Origin of the sequence: Nitrosophilus alvini (genome assembly GCF_015100395.1) — a bacterium.
GTDB lineage: Bacteria > Campylobacterota > Campylobacteria > Campylobacterales > Nitratiruptoraceae > Nitrosophilus > Nitrosophilus alvini.
This window is the reverse complement of the sequence record NZ_AP022847.1, coordinates 441,602-462,447: the sequence shown is the minus strand read 5'-3', so window position 1 is coordinate 462,447 and position 20,846 is coordinate 441,602. Positions and strand designations below refer to the sequence as shown.

Annotated in this window: 26 protein-coding genes and 1 tRNA gene; 18 read left to right on the top strand and 9 right to left on the bottom strand. The window is 37.2% G+C overall.

Annotated elements, in window-relative coordinates; translation table 11 throughout:
• The first annotated feature begins 10 nt into the window (after nucleotides 1-10).
• The 4 genes from pyrF to EPR_RS02470 all read left to right on the top strand — a co-directional run bounded on the left by pyrF (nucleotide 11) and on the right by EPR_RS02470 (nucleotide 1,695).
• Nucleotides 11-694 (top strand): orotidine-5'-phosphate decarboxylase, encoded by a 684-nt coding sequence (gene pyrF, locus EPR_RS02485; RefSeq protein WP_200763706.1) that lies wholly within the window; start codon nucleotides 11-13, stop codon nucleotides 692-694.
• A 29-nt stretch (nucleotides 695-723) separates the two neighbouring features.
• A tRNA-Ser gene (locus tag EPR_RS02480) sits at nucleotides 724-815 on the top strand.
• Nucleotides 816-918: 103 nt separating this feature from the next.
• Complete coding sequence (locus EPR_RS02475) at nucleotides 919-1,206, top strand: hypothetical protein (RefSeq protein ID WP_200763705.1); 288 nt, start codon at nucleotides 919-921, stop codon at nucleotides 1,204-1,206.
• A gap of 3 nt (nucleotides 1,207-1,209) precedes the next feature.
• Nucleotides 1,210-1,695, top strand: a complete 486-nt coding sequence (locus EPR_RS02470) for a YaiI/YqxD family protein (protein WP_200763704.1) — start codon at nucleotides 1,210-1,212, stop codon at nucleotides 1,693-1,695.
• An 11-nt stretch (nucleotides 1,696-1,706) separates the two neighbouring features.
• Here EPR_RS02470 and EPR_RS02465 read toward each other — a convergent pair whose 3' ends face one another.
• Nucleotides 1,707-1,892: a hypothetical protein gene (locus EPR_RS02465; protein ID WP_200763703.1), complete on the bottom strand. Its 186-nt coding sequence runs from the start codon at nucleotides 1,890-1,892 to the stop codon at nucleotides 1,707-1,709.
• A 65-nt stretch (nucleotides 1,893-1,957) separates the two neighbouring features.
• Here EPR_RS02465 and EPR_RS02460 point away from each other — a divergent pair, with 65 nt between their 5' ends.
• From EPR_RS02460 to EPR_RS02440, 5 genes are all read left to right on the top strand, one after another.
• On the top strand, nucleotides 1,958-2,626 hold the full coding sequence (locus EPR_RS02460) for a response regulator transcription factor (RefSeq protein WP_200763702.1): 669 nt from the start codon (nucleotides 1,958-1,960) through the stop codon (nucleotides 2,624-2,626).
• Nucleotides 2,583-3,773 (top strand): sensor histidine kinase, encoded by a 1,191-nt coding sequence (locus tag EPR_RS02455; protein ID WP_200763701.1) that lies wholly within the window; start codon nucleotides 2,583-2,585, stop codon nucleotides 3,771-3,773. The genes EPR_RS02460 and EPR_RS02455 overlap by 44 nt, the downstream gene beginning before the upstream one ends.
• Nucleotides 3,761-4,090 carry a hypothetical protein gene (locus EPR_RS02450; RefSeq protein WP_200763700.1) on the top strand — a complete coding sequence of 110 codons (330 nt, stop codon included), beginning with the start codon at nucleotides 3,761-3,763 and terminating at the stop codon, nucleotides 4,088-4,090. The genes EPR_RS02455 and EPR_RS02450 overlap by 13 nt, the downstream gene beginning before the upstream one ends.
• 89 nt (nucleotides 4,091-4,179) lie before the next feature.
• Entirely contained in the window at nucleotides 4,180-4,503 is a 324-nt protein-coding gene (locus EPR_RS02445) for a cytochrome C (RefSeq protein ID WP_200763699.1), read from the top strand.
• A gap of 74 nt (nucleotides 4,504-4,577) precedes the next feature.
• Nucleotides 4,578-4,880 (top strand): c-type cytochrome, encoded by a 303-nt coding sequence (locus tag EPR_RS02440; protein WP_200763698.1) that lies wholly within the window; start codon nucleotides 4,578-4,580, stop codon nucleotides 4,878-4,880.
• A gap of 15 nt (nucleotides 4,881-4,895) precedes the next feature.
• Here the strand turns inward: EPR_RS02440 and trxC are convergent, their stop codons facing one another.
• Complete coding sequence (trxC, locus tag EPR_RS02435; RefSeq protein ID WP_200763697.1) at nucleotides 4,896-5,333, bottom strand: thioredoxin TrxC; 438 nt, start codon at nucleotides 5,331-5,333, stop codon at nucleotides 4,896-4,898.
• Between the two features lie 141 nt (nucleotides 5,334-5,474).
• Here trxC and EPR_RS02430 point away from each other — a divergent pair, with 141 nt between their 5' ends.
• On the top strand, nucleotides 5,475-5,972 hold the full coding sequence (locus EPR_RS02430; protein WP_200763696.1) for a c-type cytochrome: 498 nt from the start codon (nucleotides 5,475-5,477) through the stop codon (nucleotides 5,970-5,972).
• A gap of 1 nt (nucleotide 5,973) precedes the next feature.
• On the opposite strand, the gene pgaD is transcribed toward EPR_RS02430, so the two are convergent.
• The 4 genes from pgaD to pgaA are packed head-to-tail and all read right to left on the bottom strand — an operon-like array spanning nucleotide 5,974 to nucleotide 12,073.
• Nucleotides 5,974-6,432 carry a poly-beta-1,6-N-acetyl-D-glucosamine biosynthesis protein PgaD gene (gene pgaD / locus EPR_RS02425; RefSeq protein WP_200763695.1) on the bottom strand — a complete coding sequence of 153 codons (459 nt, stop codon included), beginning with the start codon at nucleotides 6,430-6,432 and terminating at the stop codon, nucleotides 5,974-5,976.
• Nucleotides 6,425-7,708 (bottom strand): poly-beta-1,6-N-acetyl-D-glucosamine synthase, encoded by a 1,284-nt coding sequence (gene pgaC, locus EPR_RS02420; protein ID WP_200763694.1) that lies wholly within the window; start codon nucleotides 7,706-7,708, stop codon nucleotides 6,425-6,427. Before pgaC ends, pgaD begins: the two co-directional genes overlap by 8 nt.
• A gap of 3 nt (nucleotides 7,709-7,711) precedes the next feature.
• Nucleotides 7,712-9,637, bottom strand: a complete 1,926-nt coding sequence (gene pgaB, locus EPR_RS02415; RefSeq protein ID WP_200763693.1) for a poly-beta-1,6-N-acetyl-D-glucosamine N-deacetylase PgaB — start codon at nucleotides 9,635-9,637, stop codon at nucleotides 7,712-7,714.
• Entirely contained in the window at nucleotides 9,638-12,073 is a 2,436-nt protein-coding gene (pgaA, locus tag EPR_RS02410; protein WP_200763692.1) for a poly-beta-1,6 N-acetyl-D-glucosamine export porin PgaA, read from the bottom strand. It lies immediately after the preceding gene.
• 182 nt (nucleotides 12,074-12,255) lie between these two features.
• On the opposite strand from pgaA, the gene EPR_RS02405 reads away from it, so the two are divergent.
• From EPR_RS02405 to EPR_RS02380, 6 genes are all read left to right on the top strand, one after another.
• Complete coding sequence (locus tag EPR_RS02405; protein ID WP_200763691.1) at nucleotides 12,256-12,426, top strand: hypothetical protein; 171 nt, start codon at nucleotides 12,256-12,258, stop codon at nucleotides 12,424-12,426.
• 75 nt (nucleotides 12,427-12,501) lie between these two features.
• Nucleotides 12,502-13,713 carry a saccharopine dehydrogenase family protein gene (locus EPR_RS02400; RefSeq protein ID WP_200763690.1) on the top strand — a complete coding sequence of 404 codons (1,212 nt, stop codon included), beginning with the start codon at nucleotides 12,502-12,504 and terminating at the stop codon, nucleotides 13,711-13,713.
• Nucleotides 13,714-13,800: 87 nt separating this feature from the next.
• Nucleotides 13,801-14,955, top strand: coding sequence for a carboxynorspermidine decarboxylase (nspC, locus tag EPR_RS02395; RefSeq protein WP_200764137.1), 1,155 nt, complete (start codon nucleotides 13,801-13,803; stop codon nucleotides 14,953-14,955).
• On the top strand, nucleotides 14,952-15,737 hold the full coding sequence (locus EPR_RS02390) for an alpha/beta hydrolase (RefSeq protein WP_200763689.1): 786 nt from the start codon (nucleotides 14,952-14,954) through the stop codon (nucleotides 15,735-15,737). The genes nspC and EPR_RS02390 overlap by 4 nt, the downstream gene beginning before the upstream one ends.
• Nucleotides 15,734-16,108, top strand: coding sequence for a hypothetical protein (locus tag EPR_RS02385; protein ID WP_200763688.1), 375 nt, complete (start codon nucleotides 15,734-15,736; stop codon nucleotides 16,106-16,108). The genes EPR_RS02390 and EPR_RS02385 overlap by 4 nt, the downstream gene beginning before the upstream one ends.
• A 2-nt stretch (nucleotides 16,109-16,110) precedes the next feature.
• Nucleotides 16,111-16,473 (top strand): hypothetical protein, encoded by a 363-nt coding sequence (locus tag EPR_RS02380; RefSeq protein WP_200763686.1) that lies wholly within the window; start codon nucleotides 16,111-16,113, stop codon nucleotides 16,471-16,473.
• 15 nt (nucleotides 16,474-16,488) lie between these two features.
• Here the strand turns inward: EPR_RS02380 and EPR_RS02375 are convergent, their stop codons facing one another.
• The 3 genes from EPR_RS02375 to EPR_RS02365 are packed head-to-tail and all read right to left on the bottom strand — an operon-like array spanning nucleotide 16,489 to nucleotide 19,836.
• Complete coding sequence (locus EPR_RS02375; RefSeq protein WP_200763684.1) at nucleotides 16,489-17,787, bottom strand: sodium ion-translocating decarboxylase subunit beta; 1,299 nt, start codon at nucleotides 17,785-17,787, stop codon at nucleotides 16,489-16,491.
• An 11-nt stretch (nucleotides 17,788-17,798) separates the two neighbouring features.
• Nucleotides 17,799-19,586, bottom strand: a complete 1,788-nt coding sequence (locus EPR_RS02370; RefSeq protein ID WP_200763682.1) for a biotin/lipoyl-containing protein — start codon at nucleotides 19,584-19,586, stop codon at nucleotides 17,799-17,801.
• 10 nt (nucleotides 19,587-19,596) lie between these two features.
• Nucleotides 19,597-19,836: an OadG family protein gene (locus EPR_RS02365; RefSeq protein ID WP_200763680.1), complete on the bottom strand. Its 240-nt coding sequence runs from the start codon at nucleotides 19,834-19,836 to the stop codon at nucleotides 19,597-19,599.
• 179 nt (nucleotides 19,837-20,015) lie between these two features.
• On the opposite strand from EPR_RS02365, the gene cmeU reads away from it, so the two are divergent.
• Both cmeU and EPR_RS02355 read left to right on the top strand, forming a co-directional pair.
• Nucleotides 20,016-20,246 carry a CmeU family protein gene (gene cmeU / locus EPR_RS02360; RefSeq protein WP_200763678.1) on the top strand — a complete coding sequence of 77 codons (231 nt, stop codon included), beginning with the start codon at nucleotides 20,016-20,018 and terminating at the stop codon, nucleotides 20,244-20,246.
• Nucleotides 20,246-20,845, top strand: a complete 600-nt coding sequence (locus EPR_RS02355; RefSeq protein ID WP_200763676.1) for a class I SAM-dependent DNA methyltransferase — start codon at nucleotides 20,246-20,248, stop codon at nucleotides 20,843-20,845. Before cmeU ends, EPR_RS02355 begins: the two co-directional genes overlap by 1 nt.
• Nucleotide 20,846 lies beyond the last annotated feature (1 nt).

Below are 20,846 nucleotides of genomic sequence, written 5' to 3'. Positions count from 1 at the left end.
AAGGCATAAAATGAAACTGTGTGTCGCTTTGGACCTTCCAGACAAAAAAGAGAACTTGAAACTGGCAAAAGAGATAAAAGATTTCGATATTTGGCTAAAAGTGGGCCTTAGAAGTTTTATAAGAGACGGCAGAAATTTTCTAGAAGAGCTCAAAAGCATCAATCCGGATTTCAATATCTTTCTGGACCTCAAGCTCTACGATATCCCCAACACTATGGCAGACGCAGCCGAAGAGATAGCCAAAATGGGCGTTGAGATGTTCAATGTTCATGCAAGCAGCGGCAAAGTGGCGATGGAAACGGTTATGAAAAGATTGGAAAAATTTGAAAAAAGACCTATCGTTTTGGCAGTAACTGCCCTTACATCTTTTGATAATGAAAGTTTTAGAAAAATCTATGGCGAAGATATAGACAAAAAAGCATCAGAATTTGCAGTTGATGCCTACAGATGCGGACTTGACGGTGTAGTATGCTCGGTTTATGAGAGTAAAAAGATAAAATCCGCCACTTCAGAAAAATTCATCACCCTTACACCTGGTATCAGACCTTTCGGCGAAGAGGCCGGCGACCAAAAAAGAGTGGCAGATATCAAAACTGCAAAAGAGAATATGGTTGATTTCATCGTTGTGGGAAGACCGGTATACAAAGCCGACAATCCCAAAGATATTGTGGGAAAAATATTGACAAAACTCTAAATATTGCCTATAATTTCATTCCGTTTCAAGGACAGGTGGGTGAGCTGGCTGAAACCACCTCCCTGCTAAGGAGGCGTATCCATTACGGGTACCGAGGGTTCGAATCCCTCCCTGTCCGCCACTATAAAACTCGTATACAAAATATTTTCCCACACTTTTTTTTCTCCGGTTTCTGCAAAATCTGGCTAATATGATATAGTATACATAAATGAATGGAGTATTTCATGAAATATATGATTCTCGGTATCGCAACTTTTTTTCTACTCTCCGGCTGCACAGTCAAATATGAGAATATCTATTCAAAACTACCAGCTTTTCAGGAAGGCTATAAAGATGGTTGTGAAAGCGGCGAAGAAGCAGCATCAAACAGCTTCTCGCAAAAGAAAATCGATATAAAAAGATACAATAACGATTCTGTGTATAAAGAAGGATGGGATGAAGGCTATTATGATTGTTATTCTGACAGAGAACTTGAAATCTGGATGAGACATCCTGCCATATTCGGATATTGATATATGAAAATATACGTTGACGGGGATGCATTCCCAAATCTTCTCAAACCTATACTTCATCGTGCAATCAAGCGTCTAAATATAACCGCCTTCGTTGTATCCAACAAACGCATCAATATAGGCAAATCGAAACATATCACCTACATTATCGTTGGTAAAGGTATAGATGAAGCCGATCATTATATAGCCGAAAATGTCAAAAAAGGCGATCTTGTCATAACAGCCGATATTCCGCTGGCTGATCGGGTCGTCGAAAAAAAAGCACACGCCATTGACCACCGCGGCGAGCTCTACAGCGAGGAGAATATAAAACACTATCTTGCGATGCGAAATCTCATGGAACAGATTCGCGACTGCCAGGAGATCACCAAAGGGCCTGCACCGTTTACACAAAAAGATGCACATGCTTTTGCCAACCAATTGGACAGATTTTTAACAAAACACTATATCAAGAGAGTCTCTGTACAATTTAGAGGAATTTATGAATAAAAAAATTGAACCTACTCTTTTGAAGACTTTAAAAATGCTCCGAAAATCATCAAAACAAATCCTGCAGCAAACAGCATATATGACGCACTTTTTTCCACTTCTATACATCCAACAAGAAGCTGATTGAATGCTATCACCATAAAAGCAAAACCCAGTAGATAGACAAACTCTCCTCTATGACATTTTTTGCACTTCATCGCATTCCTCTTTAATTAAAGTTTTGTTATTATAGAACCCTATAAATAAAAAAACAAGAGTTGCAATGCCAAAACCTAAAATTTTGCTTTTGGAAGACGATATCAATCTCAGTGAAACGGTAGCCGAATACCTTGAAGATGAAGGATATGAAGTAGATACCGCCTACAACTCCGACGAAGCCGAAGAGAAAGCATACGAAAAGAATTACGACATTTTTCTGCTGGACGTCATGGTCCCGGGGATAAACGGATTTGAACTTCTGAAAAAACTGCGTAAAGAGGATGATACGCCGGCTATTTTCATAACATCGCTAAACTCTATTGACGATCTTTCGAAAGGATTTGAGAGCGGATGTGACGATTACATCAAAAAACCTTTTGCACTCAAAGAGCTTAAACTCAGGATAGATACTCTTTTGAAAAGAGGATTCAAAACAAGAGGAAAGAGAGTTAAAATCGACGAAAACTTCTCTTTTGATATAGAAAATTCAGAACTATATAACAAAGACAAAGAGATACCTCTAAACAACAAGGAAAAAAAACTGCTGAAGCTTTTTTTACAGCATAAAAATGAACCTTTAAGTCACGAGACTATATATGACCATCTATGGGAATACCCTGAAACTCCAAGTGATAGCTCACTCAGAACATATATAAAAAATCTCAGAAAAATACTCGGGAAGGACAGAATTGTCAGTATCAAAAAGTTTGGCTACAAATTTACTGCCGATTGAAAGACGAACGCTTCTTGCGTTTTTGTCTCTTTACACTTTTTTGACTCTGGTAATTTTGATTCTCGTTTCGGTCATGTATTACAATTTTCAAAAGGATTTGATGCTTAGCAAAACACGCCCAAAACTTCAGGAGTATGCAAAAGAGCTTATCTATAGACTCAAAGAGATGCATTACAACTTTCCCGAAGACAATCACTATCCCAGATACAGCAGTTTCAAATCCGCCATATATGACGCAGACTATGTAAAAATTTTTTCATTACTTGAAAAAGAAAATGTCAGATTTGACAAGTCGATATATAAAATCGGAGATAAAATTCATCTCATAAAACAGCCCGACGCATACTATTTGGGAACAAAATATGTCGTCATAGAGGTAGATGATGATGAGTCGTGGCTTAAAGAGACAAAAAGAAATATCATTTTTTACGGCTCTTTGTTTCTTCTTTTCATGGTAGGCCTGGGTCTGTTTTTAACCAAACTTTTCTTAAAACCTATGAGAGATACTCTTATGCTTCTTGATAACTTTATCAAAGACACAACCCATGAGCTCAATACTCCGGTAAGCGCAATTTTGGCAAATATCGAGACAATAGACAAAACAAAACTCGATAATAAAACGGCAAAGAAAATAAACCGTATAGATATAGCGGCAAGGACGATTTCAAATATCTATCACGACCTGACTTTTTTAACACTGAACAGAGCATTTGAATCTCTAAAAGAGAAAATAGATATGAAATCTCTGATAAAAGAGCGTGTAAATTTCTTTAAAATTTTAGCCGATTCCAAAAAAATAGATTTTGAACTCTATCTGGATGATTCTTTCATCTTCGCCGATAGAAAAAAGATAGCCAGACTTATTGACAACATCTTATCAAATGCAATAAAGTACAACAAAATAGGCGGAAAAATCAAAATAACGCTGAAAAAAGGATATCTTTGCATAGAAGATACAGGTATCGGCATAGAAAAAGAGAAAATGGATAAAATATATGACAGATATATAAGATTTGACAAAAGCGAAGGAGGATTTGGTATCGGACTCAATATAGTCAAAATGATAGCCGATGAATATAATATAGATATAAAAATTAAATCAGAAAAAGACAGGGGAACAAAGGTAATACTAAAATGGCAAGAGTAGTAACTGTTTTGATTTTACTTACAATTCTTTTGAATGCAAACGTATATGAAAAAAACTGTGTCAAATGTCATCAGAAAAACGGAGTCTCTTTAAAAAAACTTTTCTACGAATACCTTCTCAGATACAGCAGCGAAAGAGGTGTAAAAAGAAAAATATACGAGTACTTGAAAAATCCGGATGCAAACGCTTCTCTTATGCCAAAAAGATACATATCGGTCTACGGTACAAAAAAGAGGTCGGACCTTTCCGATAAAGAACTCAAAAAAGCCATAGACATATACTGGGAAAAATACAAAGTTTTCGGCAAACTCAAATAATCTTTGAAAAAAATTCTCCATTTTCAATTACTACACAATCATTCCACAATTTTCTCCTACAATTTTCATATACAAAAAAGGAGGGAGAAATGAGAAAGATAGCAGGTATCATCCTGACGGCGATACTGATGACCGGCTTTGTTTCTACTGTAGCTTTTGCAGACGTCGCAAAAGGTCAAAAGCTTTATCAAAAGAAACTTAAAAAGCCGTGCGGTATGACCGGTGCAAAATTTGCCGCTATGCACACCCAGGATGAATGGGAAGAGATAAAAGAGAGTGGCAAATTTAAAGAAGAGATTCATAAAATCTGTCCAAAGGTAAAACCTGAATCCATAAAAGAGAAATGGATTCAGCATCTGTATGATTTCGTATACGAATATGCAAGTGACAGCGGCAATGTTCCGAGCTGTTAAAAAACAGGAACAAAAATTAGTTAATCAATAAAAGATGATTAACTCCCACACCAATCATAAACAAGGAGGATAAAATGAAAAAGATTGCGATTTTGGGACTTATAGCTGCAGGAGCAATAAGTCTGATGGCGGCTGACGGTGCTGCTCTATATAAAAAATGTGCCGGATGCCACGGTGCCAAAGGTGAGAAAAAAGCTCTTGGAAAAAGTGTGGCTATTGGCGGATGGGACAAAGCAAAAACAGTCGAAGCTCTTAAAGGATACAAAGAGGGAAAAAGAAACATATACGGAATGGGCGCACTTATGAAAGGTCAAGTTGTATCATATAGCGATGAAGATATTCAGGCTGTAGCAGAATATATAGAAAAATTAAAATAGAGGATAGGCTTTTGCCTATCCTAGATGAGAGTTTACCCAGTGAACAATCTGCTGCGAATTCAAAGCTCCCGACACTCTGTCTATTTCACGTCCTTTATGAAAAAGAATCATTGTTGGTATTCCTCTGATACCAAACTGTGCTGAAATTTCAGGATAATCTTCAGTATTTAGTTTGCCAAACCTTACTTTAAGAGCAAATGCACGTGCAGCCTCTTCAAAAGCAGGTGCCATCATTTGACACGGTCCGCACCAGGGTGCCCAGAAATCTACCAATACGGGAATATCATTTTTTGCAATATGTATATGAAAAGATTCGGGATTGAGATCAACAGGTTTTGTATCCAATAGATCATTTCCACATTTTCCACATTTTGCTTTACTATATCTGCTCTTTAAAGGCAGTCTGTTAACTCCGTTGCAATTTGGACACACTATATGAATATACTCTGCCATTTTTATTCTCCCGGTTTATTTTTATGATTTTAGCATAATAGAACATTTTATTTAACTATTTAATACTACAGACTAACATTATTCTAATTTATATTTATTATAATACATACAAATGAATTTTGTCTATATTCGGAGAATTTGATGAAAAAAATATTTATCTCTCTTCTTTTGGGGATTTTGGGAATAGTGATCAGCGGATGTAACGAAAAAGAGAAACAGATAAAAACAAATGTCATTGAAAATTCCGTCAAAATAGAAAACAAAAAAATAGATAAAGAAAAGCTAAAAAAAGAGCTTGCAAATATCGATACCGTAGAGTATCTTGAAAACTATATAATAGATGTTATAAACAACGGCTCAAACAGACTGGATTACAAAGCCGGCTCTATGGATGCGGGTTTTGCCTCAAAAGAGGATGCTCCCAAAATTGCCGCGTATGTTGTTACACTTTCAGGCAAAAAACCTTCCGTTCCAGAATACATAAAAGAGGGAAATATGCTATATAACGGTAACTGCGGAGGCTGCCACGGAGATGACGGGAAAGGACTCGGCGGCTCTTTTCCCGACCTTACAAAAAAAAGATTTTCAGGAATTGAAAAGAGAAAAAAAGAGCTCATGTTACTGCTGTCAAACAGATAAATCAATCCTGCAATATCTCTACTTCTTTTATCTCAGCTTTTCTTCCAAATTTCATTATAAGGTGTTTTGCATCTATCCATTTTTCCAATTTTTTTGAATCGACCTTAAAAAAACTGGCAATTTCAGCCGTTGTAACATGAGGAATAAATCTCCTTCTGTTCAGTTTTCCAAATGTTATCCAGTTATAAACCGCCCAAACAACAAATGCTGTACCCAAAACTGTAATAACCATGCTGTAATTGGTTATCACAAGTTTTATCTCATCATAAAGTTCAGGGGCAAAAGACTCCTTGCTAAATATGTGTAGTCCAAATATCCACCATAAAAAAGCGGCAACAAGAGGTCTGAAAAGATAGAGCCAAAAAACCCAGAACAGAAAAGTTATGATCCTGTCTCTGAATTTCAACTTTAGATCTCTGGCATCGGGGGTATCTATTATTATTTTTTTATAATCAATCATTTCTACTCCTCAATCCTCTATCAGGGCTCTCCCAGACTGCTCTTTTACCCGGTTCTTTTAAAACCGCTTTAACAAATCCGACAACTGTGGTAAAGGCATTTATAAGCCAAAAGGCTATAGGGTACCATATCATCCAGTAGTAATATTTTGCAATTCCTTTTTCATATCTAGAATCGATACCGAGACTAACGGCAAACTGTAGCATAAAAGTGATCCCGAGCAGCGTACCGTGCACGGAGGGAATAAGAGTCGGAACATTTACACCCTCTGGCAATTCAACAAATTTGCCCAAAATCCACAAAGATATAGTCAAAACTGCTGAATATGCCCAAAAAAGACTTAAAAAATATTCCATATATATACCCCACATACGCCTGCTTTTTATATCTTTCATTTTTGAGGCGTATTTCAACAGCACTTCGGCTCCTCCCTGAGCCCAGCGCAATCTCTGTTTCCAAAGGCCTTTCAGAGTTTCCGGCATCAAAATCCAGCATAGGGCGTTCGGCTCAAATCTTATATCCCAGTGACTAAGCTGTAATCTCCAACTTACATCAATATCTTCCGTAACCATATCGGTATGCCAGTACCCCACACTGTGCAATGCAGATTTTCTAAATGCTGCCACAACACCTGAAATTGTAAAAACTCTTCCGTAAATCCTCTGTGCCCGTTTTATCATTCCTACGATTGCTGAAAACTCTCCCACCTGAATTTTTCCCAATATAGTCGAACGGGTTCTTATCCTGGGATTTCCTGTAACCGCACCTACTCTTGGGCCTGTAAGAAAATGTGTCATTATCCAGGTTATGGCATCGGGATCTAAAATAGCATCGCCATCTATACAGACGAGATATTCGCCTTTTGATATCATAGCGGCCATGTTTAGCCCCATCGCTTTACCCTGATTTTCCTCAAATTCCAAAACTCTAAGTTCCGGAATTTCATGTTCGAGTTTTCTTAAAATTTCACCTGTTTTGTCACTGCTGCCGTCATTGACGGCTATTATTTCATAATGAGGATAATTTAGTTTTGTCAAATATTCTATAGTCTCTTCTATATGCTCTTCTTCATTATAACAGGGCACTATAACCGATACCATAGGATAGTCAGAAAGCTGAGGTGGTCTGTCGGGTCTGGTTTTTCTCTCCCAGTGATAGTAATAAAAAATCGCCCCGACCATCCATACATATGCCATAAAAAAGGGATAATAATATGAAAAGTTTATCAATCCCTCCGTAAAATTGACAAAAAAACTGCTAATTGTTTCAAAACTCATATATTATCTCCTATTAAAGGGAAAGGTCTGTAGCGACAAAATAGAATGAACCTCTGAGCTTTTTGGATGATTTTTTATAAAATCATCCGGATAATAACCGAAATTTATAGCCCTGTTAAACTGCAAAATCTTCATCTGCCTGACCAAAATCTCAGTATCGATCGGTTTCTTATGATTCCAGTCTATGCTTTGAAGTTCAAATACACTCTTTTTAAGTCCATTGGGATAACTTTTTACTTTTTCTATAAGTTTTTCAAGCCATATTTCCGGATTTTTCGCCTTCTCCATATACGGCATAGCCATAATCGCTGTATAATCATAGGCTTTTAGAAATTTCTCAAAAGATTGTGCGAACCACTCTTCGCTTTTCGGCTCAAGAACAGGCAGAGCATAAATATTCCTTGCACTTTTAAGGGTCGGTCTGTAAAGTTTTACAATACTTTCCAACTCTTTTGTGAATTTTATAATTTCATCTGTTTTAAAAGCCGTCCATTTCGCAAACAGTTTTTTATCTTCTATTATTCTCTTTACAGCAGAAGGAAAGCCTGCTCTCTCATAAACTTTGATCGCCTCTTCGCCGGCATCCTCAAAATCGCTCAAAAAAGCATCATCATGAAACAGAATACCGTTAAAATGAGAATATTTAGCCAAATCTTCATATATCTCTTTTATAATTTCTCTCGCTTCTTTATTAAAAATAGACAATCTTTTATATCTATCCGGATCTATAAAAACTTTCTCACTTTTTTTCTGCAAAGTTTTAACATAAAGATTCTTTTTCCCTTTGATATCAAATGCCAACACAGGCATCCAAGCATAAACCGATTCTACATTACATCTTGTTCTGATCTGCCATGCCACCCTGTTAAACAGATCAGCTCTAAGAGGCAAATGTCTATTTGGAAAATACAAAGCATCAGCTACACCGTCTCCGTCAGGATCCGCAAAAGCTTGAAGATAGACAGTGCTGATTTGATAATTTTTTATCCTGTCTAAAAGTATGCCGAGATTTTTTTCCTGCTGTTTAGGATCTGGATCGTAGATATAATCGAGATCTATATGTACAACTCTTTGAATTTTCTCTTTGTCGGGATTATAGAAACGCCAAACCAAATCACTCAAATCATCATTGGAAAATATTAGAATTCTTTTTAATCTATCACTATTTTTTAGACTATTTGAACCGTCATCAAGTGTAAAAGCTATATCCATTCCATATTTTTTTGCAATTTTAAGAGCTGCCTCGTTATATTCACCAAAAGGCCAGACTATAGCTTTCGGTTTTTTACCGATTTTCTCAAAAATCAGCTCCGAGCTCTTTTTTATATCCGCTTCCACTCTTTTTAAATAACTCTCGTCATCTTCATATGTTCCACTCTTAGGGTTATATATTCTCGTAGTAAGCGCAGGCTGAACATTTCCTTGCGGATTACCTAAAACTCCTTTGTGCATATCATAACTGTGTGAAGCGATCTCTACTAATCCGGAATCGCTCATCTCCTTTATCTCTTTCCAGGTAAGCAGCATGTTTCTGGGCTTTCTTTTGTCTCCATACATAAACGTTCCCTCTTCATCACTCTCCATCCACTTACCTACTACTGCAAGAACAGCCGGATAGTTGAAAGCCTTCAAAAGAGGATAGACCCTTGTATAAAAATTTTTATATGCATCGTCAAAAGTCAAAAGTATCGCTTTTTCGGGCAGAGGTTTTACTCCATTTTTAGCGGCTATCAAATCATCTATACTCACTGGATGATATCCGTGATTGCTTATCCAGTTTAACTGCTGAATAAACTTGTCTGTAGAAATACTCATTATGTCTCTATCTTTTGGATTGTCTTCAATATTGTGATAACAAAGAACCAAAAATCTGTCTGAAGCGCAAAGAGTTGCAAATAGTAGCAGAAAAACCGCCATTTTTTTTAACATTTAAAACCTCCAGTCCAGAGCGAGATAAAAAGAGGTATCATACTCTATGCCATTATCATAGAATGGAGTTTCTGTTATGCCGTAAAACATTCTACTTCTGGATATTCCGTAAATCAGGTCAAATCTGTCATCCGCTTCCCATCTGTGTTCATATCTTACAGCCCAAATTGTTTCCGAACCCGATCCTTTGACCCAATAATCGCCCAGAGTGATTCCTACCACATGCGAAAAAGCCTTTGAATATCTTCTGTAAAGATGCCACACATTTTCCAAATCAATACCCACATATCTGTCTCTTATGGGACTAAAATAGTAGACGTCATTTTCGGAGTTATATGAAATCGAATAATAAAAAGTTGAGTTTAGTTTATAATAGGGTCCTGTCACAATTCTCTCATAGTGTCTCAAACCAAAACTTTCTCTTCTGTTTGTGTCGTTAAAATCCATTCTTTCAAACTCTATATTTGTTTCTCGCGACTCATTGACTCGGTATGTGAGAACAAAATCGGCTCTGTCAGCATAAACACCGTTTTTCAAAGCTCTTAAAGGAGTGTTTTTACTATATTTTTCATAAGAACCATAAAATTTCCATTTGTCATTGAAACAGTAATCCGCATCGACAAACCATCCCGACTTGTCAATATTTTCATTTCTTACAAAACCTATATTACTCTTAATATCGTTTTTTCTATACTCAACAGCCATACCGTATCTGCTGTACTTTTCTAAACCCTCATAAACATCAGCTCTTGAGAAGTAACTCAAAACATATACTCTATAGTTATAGTTAATAGGTTTGGAGTATAGTTTTGTTTCAATATAAAAATGATCACTACCTATCTCTTTTCCGCTGCTTGATCCCACAGCGGTATCTACGGTCAGTTCATATCTGTTTTTATATATATCAAAAAATTTTTTTGCTCTTTTTACATGAATATCCTCCGGATAAGTGCGATAAAGTTTATAAATAACTTTTTCACTCTCCTTAAACCTTTGCAAATTGAGAAGAGATAAACCTTTGATAATATTCGCGTTTTTATGATTTATATCATATGAAAGAGCCATCTCTGCCTCTTCGTAGCTTTTTCTAGGCCAGCCCCTATCTTTATAAACATTGGAAAGTTCCGCTTTTATATCGATATTTGCCGGCGCTATCTTTGACAAATTTTCAAGCCTTTTTTGAGCCTCATCCATATAATCGCTGTAATACCTTGCAAGAGCAGCCGTTATAGCAGATATAGTTTTGTTAAAATTTGGTGTATCTCCTCTCCATGCAGGCTCTTTTTTGTCAACTTCATCTATCCATTTCATAGCTTCTTTGAGTTTAAACATCTCCACGTATGTATAGAAAACTGCAATTTTAATTTCGAAATTTTCCGGACTCTCGGGCATCGATTGTAAAACTTTCATATAAAGTTCTTGTGCTTTTTCCGGATTTTTAAGATAAAGATAAGCATCGGCAGCTGCAGCAAGAGTATAAAACGGCATTTTTATATCTTCCTTTTCTAACTTTTCATACTCTTTTATTGCATCTCTCATTTTAAATCTATCTCTTAGTGCCACCACTTTATCAAATCTTGCCTGTAAGATGTTTGGATTTTCCTCTTTCAAAGAGCGGGCTTTAGACTCTGCGATAATTGCATCAAGCATCCGAATCGCTTCATCCGTTTCTATAAATCTCTTCTCTTCATCAGCTTGCAAAAGCTCTCCCCATCTGACCTTGAATGCAGCTTTATCCTTTCTTACTCTATACCAGTCATTTTTACTAAATAGTTCCGGTCTCTTTTTCATATATTTTTCCGCGAGATAAGGTAAACCCACCATATCAAGCATTCTTGCATAACCTTTCAATCCCTCAGCGTGGTTACTATTTTTCTCCAAAACTTTCTGATAAAGCACAAAAGCCTCAAAATATCTTTTCGACGCTTCCAAAGCATAAGCAAGTGCAAATATCAGATCGGTATAGTTTGAAAATTTTTTTCTATAATTTTTTACTCTTTCTATCGCTTCTCTTAACTTTCCTTCATCGGTAAGAGTAAGTACAAGCCCTGTATGAAACTTGGGATTATCAGGAAACCTTACTGTTCCAAGTTTATATAGAAATTCAGCTTTTTTGAACTCTTGTTTGTTTCTGTAGGATTTTGCCAATGCATCGAGAGTATAAAAAGGCATTTTTAAAGGATCCAGACCGATTGACAAAGCTATAGCCTCATCATCGCGCCCTCCCCATCCAAGAACCGTAATATAGTCATATAAAATCGGCTTGAAATCAGGATTTCTTTTATAAAGCTTTTCCAGCTCTTTTATCGCCTGAGCTATTTTTCCGCTTCTGGCCATCTGAATTGCATATTCATAATTTAATGCAATCTCTGCCTTTGCCCTTTCAGTTACTGCAGTAAAACATAGTAAAAGAAAAATAAACAGAAGATTTCTCATTATCAAACCCTCTTTATCTGTATAGCAACATTTTAGACGATATTGCTTTATAGAAATATTAATCCATATTAAATTTTATAAATTAATATAGAGAAAACACTTTTGTCAAAACTATTACCTAAAAATTTTTATTAAATCGCCGATTATGTTAAAATGAAAAAGGTACATTAAAAGGATCTGCCATGGCATTTTCTGTCGAAGATATTCTGAAAGCTATGCCTGTTTCCGACCAGAGACATTTGAAACAGATGTGGATACTTCGCAAACTGAAGAAAAAAAAGAAGAAAGAGGAAGAGAAAAAAGAGGAAAAGAGAAAAAAACCAAAAGACGGACATATAGATATATATGCCTGATATTTTCTCCTGTTTTTCTTCACTTAAAGCCGTTTACTGCTATAATTTTCAGAAAATTTCATCAAGGATTACAATATGAAAACAGCACTCATTATAGGCGCAGGCGGCGTTGGAAGAGTTGTAGCGCATAAATGTGCCCAAAACAGCGATATTTTTGAAAGAATAGTACTTGCCAGCAGAACACTGGCAAAATGTGAGGAGATACAGCAAGAAATCAAAATAAAATATAACAAAGATATAGAAGTTGCAAGAGTCGATGCGGACAATGTAAATGAACTGATAGATTTGATAACTCTTGTAAAACCCGATATTGTGATTAACGTAGCGCTTCCGTATCAAGACCTGACAATTATGGAAGCTTGTATGGAAACAAGAGTTGATTACCTTGATACTGCAAATTATGAACATCCCGATACGGCAAAATTCGAATACAAAGAGCAGTGGGCGCTACACGAGCCATTCAGGCAAAGAGATATCATGGGACTTCTGGGAAGCGGATTTGATCCTGGAGTTACAAACGTTTTCGTTGCCTATGCTCAAAAACACTATTTTGACGAAATCCACTATATAGATATTTTGGACTGCAATGCAGGAGACCACGGATACGCCTTTGCAACAAATTTCAATCCGGAAATCAACATAAGAGAGGTCAACTCAAAAGGTAAATACTGGGAAAATGGAAAATGGATAGAGACAGAACCTATGGAGATAAAAATGGTCTGGGACTATCCTAAAATCGGTCCCAAAGAGAGCTATCTTCTATATCATGAAGAGGAAGAGTCTCTGGTAAAACATATAAAAGGGCTCAAAAGAATAAGATTTTGGATGACATTCAGCGAAAGCTATCTTACACACCTGAAAGTCCTCGACAATGTGGGACTAACAAGGATAGATCCGATAGAAGTAGACGGGTGCAAAGTAGTGCCCCTGCATGTTTTGAAAGCTCTGCTTCCTGATCCTGCTAGCCTCGGCCCTAGAACAAAAGGAAAAACCAACATTGGTGTGGTATGCGAAGGTATAAAAGAGGGAAAGAGAAGAAAAATATACATATACAACATATGTCAGCATGAAAAAGCTTACGAAGAGGTTTATAGCCAGTGTATAAGCTACACTACCGGTGTTCCGGCGATGATAGGAGCAAAACTGATGCTTGAAAAGAGATGGCACAAACCGGGTGTCTGGAACATGGAACAGTTCGACCCGGACCCTTTTATGGAAGAACTGATGAAACAGGGACTTCCATGGGAAGTTATCGAGATGGATCCGGATGAGACGAGAGAGTGTTAGTGTTACTGTGGGTGTGAGTGTTAGTGTGGGTGTGAGTGTGAGTGCCAATCACCAATCACGAATCACGAACAAAGGAGCTTTTTGAAAATAGAGAGAATCAGCAAAATAGAGACAGTTTTGGACCAAATTCCTACACCCTGCTATGCGTGTGAAGAGCATCTTTTGGAAGAGAATCTAAAGCTTTTGCGTTATGTAAAAGAAAAAAGCGGCGCGAAGATTCTTCTGGCTCTCAAAGGCTTTGCCATGTGGAGCACTTTTCATCTAGTTAAAGAGTATCTCGACGGTGCATGTGCAAGCGGCCTTTGGGAAGCAAAACTGGCGTATGAGGAGATAGGAAAAGAGGTACATACATACTCTCCGGCTTTCAAAGATGACGAGATAGAAGAGATAGCCTCTATCAGTAATCATATCGTTTTCAACTCCTTAAACCAACTGAAAAGATATAAAAATATTGTCAAAAAAATAAATCCCAATATCTCTGTAGGAGTTAGAGTCAATCCTGAATATTCCGCAGCTCCTGTTGATCTATATAATCCCTGCGGTGCATATAGCCGTTTGGGAATTGTTAGAAGCGAATTTAAAGAGAGTGAATTAGATGGTGTAGAGGGTATGCATTTTCATGCCCTTTGTGAAGAGAGTGCAGATGCTCTGGAGGCTGTCTTGAAAGCTTTTGAAGAAAAATTCGGCAAATTCATACCAAGATGCAAATGGATAAACTTCGGTGGCGGACACCACATAACCAGAGAAGACTACGAAGTAGAAAAACTCATATCTATAATAAAAGATTTCAAAAACAGATACGGCGTTGAAGTTTATCTCGAACCTGGAGAAGCCGTTGGATGGAAAACCGGCCCTCTGATCGCGACAGTTGTGGATATAGTTTACAACGGTATGGATATAGCCATACTCGATACTTCGGCTGAAGCGCATATGCCAGATGTCCTGGCTATGCCTTACCGTCCTGAAGTCCGATACGCAGGAAAACCCGGAGAAAAAAGATATACTTACAGACTGGGAGGAAACAGCTGTCTTGCCGGAGACATCATAGGCGATTACTCCTTTGATACTCCGTTAGAAACGGGACAAAAACTTATATTTGAAGATATGATACACTACACTTTTGTAAAAAATACCACGTTCAACGGTATCAGACTTCCCTCAATTGCACTTTTGACAAAAGAGGGAGAGTTTAAAATAGTAAGAGAATTTTCATACGAAGATTATAAAAACAGGCTCTCATGATTATACAAACTATATTGTTTCTTGTACTGCTTTATCTTCTATTGGTTTTAAGACTCTATCTCACTCAAGACAGAAAAATATTTCATCCGGAACTAGCTCCCAAAGAGATAAAATTACCTAAAAATGCAAAAAAAATATACTATAAAACTTCTGACGGGATCACTTTGGAAGGGGCTTTTTTAAAAAACAGGGAAACAAATCCCCTGGTACTCTATTTTGGAGGCAATGCCAATAATGCACTGATGTTTTTGGATATTGCTCAAAATATCAAAGATTTCAATTTTTTGGTTTTCAACTACAGAGGGTATGCAAACTCCACCGGAAAACCGAGCCAAAAGGCTATTTTCAAAGACGCTTTGGAAATCTATGACAACTTTGCCAAAAATAAAGAAGTCTATATTGTCGGAAGAAGTCTGGGATCATCTGTTGCAGCCTACCTCGCAAGCAGACGCAAATCAAAAGGGGTGCTGCTTATCACACCTTTTGATTCGATTCTTGCAATGGCAAAAGAGAAATATCCCTATCTGCCGGTATCATTGATACTCAAACACCCATTTGAAACATGTAAATATGTGCAAAATATAGACGAACCTATTGCTGTTATCGAAGCACACAACGACGAAGTTATACCAGATATTCATATAGAAAATCTTAAAAAAAATATCAAAAATCTGGTCTTCGACAAAGTTATTCATGATACTACACACAACAATATTCTAATCAATCCAGATTTTTTGATAATATTAAAAGATGCGCTTAAGACACTTAGGAGCGAAACATGAAAAAAGTTCTCACTGTTTTTCTGTTTGCCTTGCTGCTGTCAGCTCAGGAATCAAACTACTCCAATATTTTGATAGATGCCTATGCCAACGCTGCCAAATATATCAAAAAACTCTCTGGCATCGAAAAACCTGATCCAAGTGTTATGAAGATAGTTAAAATTTTAAAGGGCTCCGTATCTGAAGAGAAAAACGTGGAAGATATTTTGAAAAAGTTTACAAAATACAATCAAAAAGAACATATCCTCTCTCCGGAAGAGATCAAAGAACTAAGAGAGACGATAGATATTTTACTGCGATATAAGTATCCTTCGGTTGCATCTGCAAGTACATTTGTATTTGCTACAATATACATAAAGCAGCAGAAAGGTTGACTTTGAAAACAGAAAAAAAACATGAAAAATATAAACGGATAAAATATATCAGAGAGCTTGAAAGATTCGTTAACAAAAGTGTAAATTACCTGGGACAAAAAGATATAACTAAAAAGAGTTTCGCCGATTTTATAGATAAAATTTTCAAAAATCTTGAAGAGATAGACAAAGTGATACTCAGCAGTGAATATCTCAGTGAATTGGAACAGTTCGCAGAAAAAATCGCTAATATTCCTGGAAGTGAAAAAAGTATTGAAGAGATAAAAAACGAAATATTGTATGAAGCAAACAGATTAAGAAAACTGAAAAGAAAAAAGAGCTACTCCAAAGATAAATATAAAAATTTAACTGATGATTGGGAATAGGGGTAACCCCCCTATTTAAAACAGTGACAAAAGCACACCTGCTGCTACAGCAGATCCTATAACCCCTGCCACATTCGGTCCCATTGCATGCATCAAAAGAACATTGCTTGGATTCTCTTTCATCCCTTCTTTATTGGCAACCCTTGCAGCCATAGGCACAGCCGATACTCCAGCCGCTCCTATAAGCGGGTTCACTTTGTGTTTACTGAACCTATTCATAACTTTTGCCATTAAAACGCCTGCCGCAGTTCCAATGGAAAAGGCAACAAGGCCGAGCAACAAAATACCTAGAGTTTCAGATACCAAGAACTTCTCTGCCGCAAGCTTAGCACCAACAGCAAGACCCAGGAAAATTGTAGCGATATTGATAAGTGCATTCTGTAATGTATCTGAAAGTCTTTCTACAACTCCTGACTCTCTAACAAAGTTTCCAAATGTCAATGCACCTATCAACGGTGAAGCTTCGGGAACTATCAAAATAGTTAACAAAAGAACAGTAATAGGAAACAGTATCTTTTCTAGTTTTGGAACTGTTCTTAACTGTTCCATTTTTATACTTCGTTCCTCTTTTGTTGTAAGTGCCCTCATTATCGGTGGCTGAATGATTGGAACAAGCGCCATATATGAGTAGGCGGCAACAGCAATAGCACCAAGCATATCCGGTGCGAGCTTTGAGGCTATAAATATAGACGTAGGGCCGTCAGCACCGCCTATTATACTTATGGCAGCTGCCTCTTTGAGACTAAAGTCAAATATTCCCGTATATTGCGATAGCGCAAGAGCACCCACTAATGTTCCGAATATTCCAAACTGCGCGGCTCCTCCCAAAAGAGCAACTTTTGGATTTGCAAGCAGAGGACCAAAATCGGTCATAGCCCCCACTCCCATGAAAATGATAAGAGGAAAAAGTTCGTTTGCAATACCGGCATTATATAAAACCCCTAAAAATCCGTGAGGACCTGCAATATCTGCAATCGGTATATTTGCGAGAAGTCCGCCAAAACCTATGGGAATGAGCAACAAAGGTTCAAATCCCTTTGCAATAGCCAGATAAAAAAGAACCAGTGAGACGCCTATCATGATTATGCGTCCCCACGTATGAACAAAATCATCCCCTTTTTTACCGTGGGCTTCTTTCTCTTCACCATATATAAAAGCATGTATTCCTGTTGTTTTATAAAAATTTGTTAAAATCTGAGTAAAACTTTTGCTCTCATACTCTTCTTTTTGTACCTCTTTTGTTTCCGCCGCATTTAGAGCTAGTGAAAAAAAGAGCAAAAAAACAGTCAACGTTTTTATTAAAACTTTTGCCATTTGACTCCCTCTTATTCTATAACTGCCAGAAGCTGTCCTGACTCTACGGTATCACCTACATTTACGTTTATACTTTTTACTACCCCGTCTTTGGGAGAGTTTACCTCTATCTCCATTTTCATTGCTTCAAGTATAATAACAGGCTCGCCTTCTTTGACCTTTTGTCCTTCATGTGCCAATATTTTAAATACAGACCCGGGAACAGAAGCTTCCACTTTTACACCTTCAGATGAGGATGGTTTTGAAGATGAAGAATCTTTTTTCACCTCTTTTATCTCAAAATCGCCGCCTTCACCTTCCATAACCTGCACACTGTATTTTTCCCCGTCAACAATTACCGTATAGCTTTCAAGCTCGCCTGCTTTTGCAACCGCTTTTTGCTCTTTTTCCATATCACTTTTTTTTCGGACCATAACTTTACCGTTTCCTTTCAGAAACTCTATCCCTTTAACATCACAAATAGCGGCTATAAATATATTTTCATCTGTTACCGGAACTCCTGCGTCTTTGAGCATTCTTTTGGCATGTTCAACACTCTTGTTCGGATCTTCGTTTGCAAGTTCGAGCGGATTTTTGTCAGTAGGTTCGAGATTTAGCTGTTCAGATGCTATTTTTACAATTTCCGGATCGGGCTGGACTGGAGTTTTTCCAAAATATCCAAGAACCATCCTTCCATATCCTTCAGCAATTTTTTTCCATTTTCCAAACATTACATTATTGAATGCCTGCTGAAAATAGAACTGGCTTACAGGCGTCACAGATGTTCCGAAGCCGCCTTTTTCGACAACTTCTCTCATCTCTTTTATGACTTCCGGATATTTATCAAGCATATTGTTGTCTCTCATCATCTGCGTATTTGCAGTAAGTGCACCTCCCGGCATAGGCGAAAAAGGAATCAGTGCTGATACGGCCTTTGCCTCCGGCGGGATAAAATAATCATGCAGACACTCTTCAAGAGTCTGCTCATATGAGAGTATCTTTTCAGGATCAAATCCCAGGTCAAAATTCTTTCCTTTCAAAGCGTGCCACATTGTAAGAAAATCGGGCTGTGAGGTACCTCCTGATACAGGCGAAACGGCAAGATCAATACCGTCGGCTCCGGCTTCCAATGCCGCCAGATAACATGCCACACTTGCTCCGGCTGTCTCATGGGTATGTAGTCTCAAGTGAGTATTCTCAGGCAGCTTTTTTCTCGCCATTTTTATCGTTTCATAAACTTTTTGCGGATTTGCAGTACCTGACGCATCTTTGAAACAGAATGAATCAAAATATATCTCTTTTTCAAGTATCTTATCCAGTATTTTCTCGTAGAACTCTACATCGTGCGCACCGCTACATCCGGGAGGAAGATCCATTATAGTTATGACAACCTCGTGTTTAAGTCCGTGTTTTATGATAAACTCTGAACTTGCTTTGAGATTATCCACATCATTCAGTGCGTCAAAGTTCCTGATAGTGGTTACTCCGTGTTTTTTAAAAAGTTTCGCATGCAAGTCGAGTATATCACTGGATACGGTATCGAGCGCTATACAGCTGATTCCGCGGGCGAGTGTCTGAAGATTTGCTTCAGGTCCTGCCACCTCTTTGAACCTGTCCATCATTTCAAAAGCGTTTTCATTCAGATAGAAAAAGAGAGTCTGAAACCTTGCACCTCCTCCCATCTCAAAATGTCTTATACCCGCTTCTTTTGCAGCTTCAACAGCAGGTAGAAAATCATTCATCAAAACACGTCCGCCAAAAACAGACTGAAACCCGTCCCTAAACGTTGTATCCATTACTTCTACAATTTTTTTAGCCATATAAAATCCTCTATCGATGTTTTTTTCTATATGTATGCAGCGCAGCAGATATTACAGCTGTTATTTTGCTTTCATCTTTTTTGTTACTTTTCTTTTGTGTTGTTACAGTTGACACTGTTTTTGATGCTATTTTTTCTATAATTTTTGCCTGAATTTGAAGAACAAAAATAAGCGTTACGAGAAATAGAAAAACTATTCCCATACCCAAAAACATAAATTTAAAACCTTCAAGTGTCAGATTAAGCTCCATTTAACTACCTTTAAACAAAATAGTTACGTATTTTATAAAAAAAGTGCTATCAAACTTATAAAAGAGAGTAAAAAAGATTATATACGGATAAAATGTTTAGTTTATAAACAGTAACATACCTCAAACAGGAAAAAAAATTATATAATATTCTGTAAAACTTTTAAGGCAAGGGGGTTGTATTGGATAAAGAAAAAGCTATGAAAGAGTTAAAGGCATATGAAAAAATAAGAAATGAATTTTACTCTTATCTCGATTCCAAAATACCTAAAAAAGAGAACGGCATGTTTGACTTTGAAAATGCTGAACAGCTTGATGCCAAAGAGATATACGAACTTTTTTATAAATTAGATTACCAGGCAAGGAAAATAAGAGGAATGGTTGTAAACCTTTTGGGTTTAAAGGCTGAATAGTGAGTAATCTATTTGACGAAGCCGCAAAAGAGTGGGACAATAACCCCAAACGTCAGGCTATAGCAAAAGCTGTTGCAGAGTCTATAAAAAAGGTTGTTAAGCTTCCCAAAGAGATTGACGTGCTTGATTTTGGCTGCGGAACCGGACTGCTCTCTTTTCTATTGGCAAACGAGGTAAAATCTATAACAGGAATAGACACTTCACAAAAGATGCTAGAAGCATTTTCGCAAAAATCATTAAAATATCCCAATGCTAAAGCACTCTTTATGGATATAGAACAAAAACTTCCTAAACAGAATTTTGACCTTATCGTAAGTTCAATGACTCTTCATCATATTAAAGAACCTGAAAATCTCTTCAAAAGACTGAAAAATATTTTAAAACCAGGCGGACTCTTATGTATAGCCGATCTTGAAAAAGAGGACGGCACTTTTCATGACAACGGCAATGAAGGAGTGTGGCACTTCGGCTTCGAAAAAAAAGAAATTGAAAAATATCTGAACAAAAGTGCACTCTCATTGGTCTATTATGATACGATACATATCGTAAAAAAAACAAAAGAGTATCCTATATTTTTAATGTGTGCAAAACGGTTCTAAA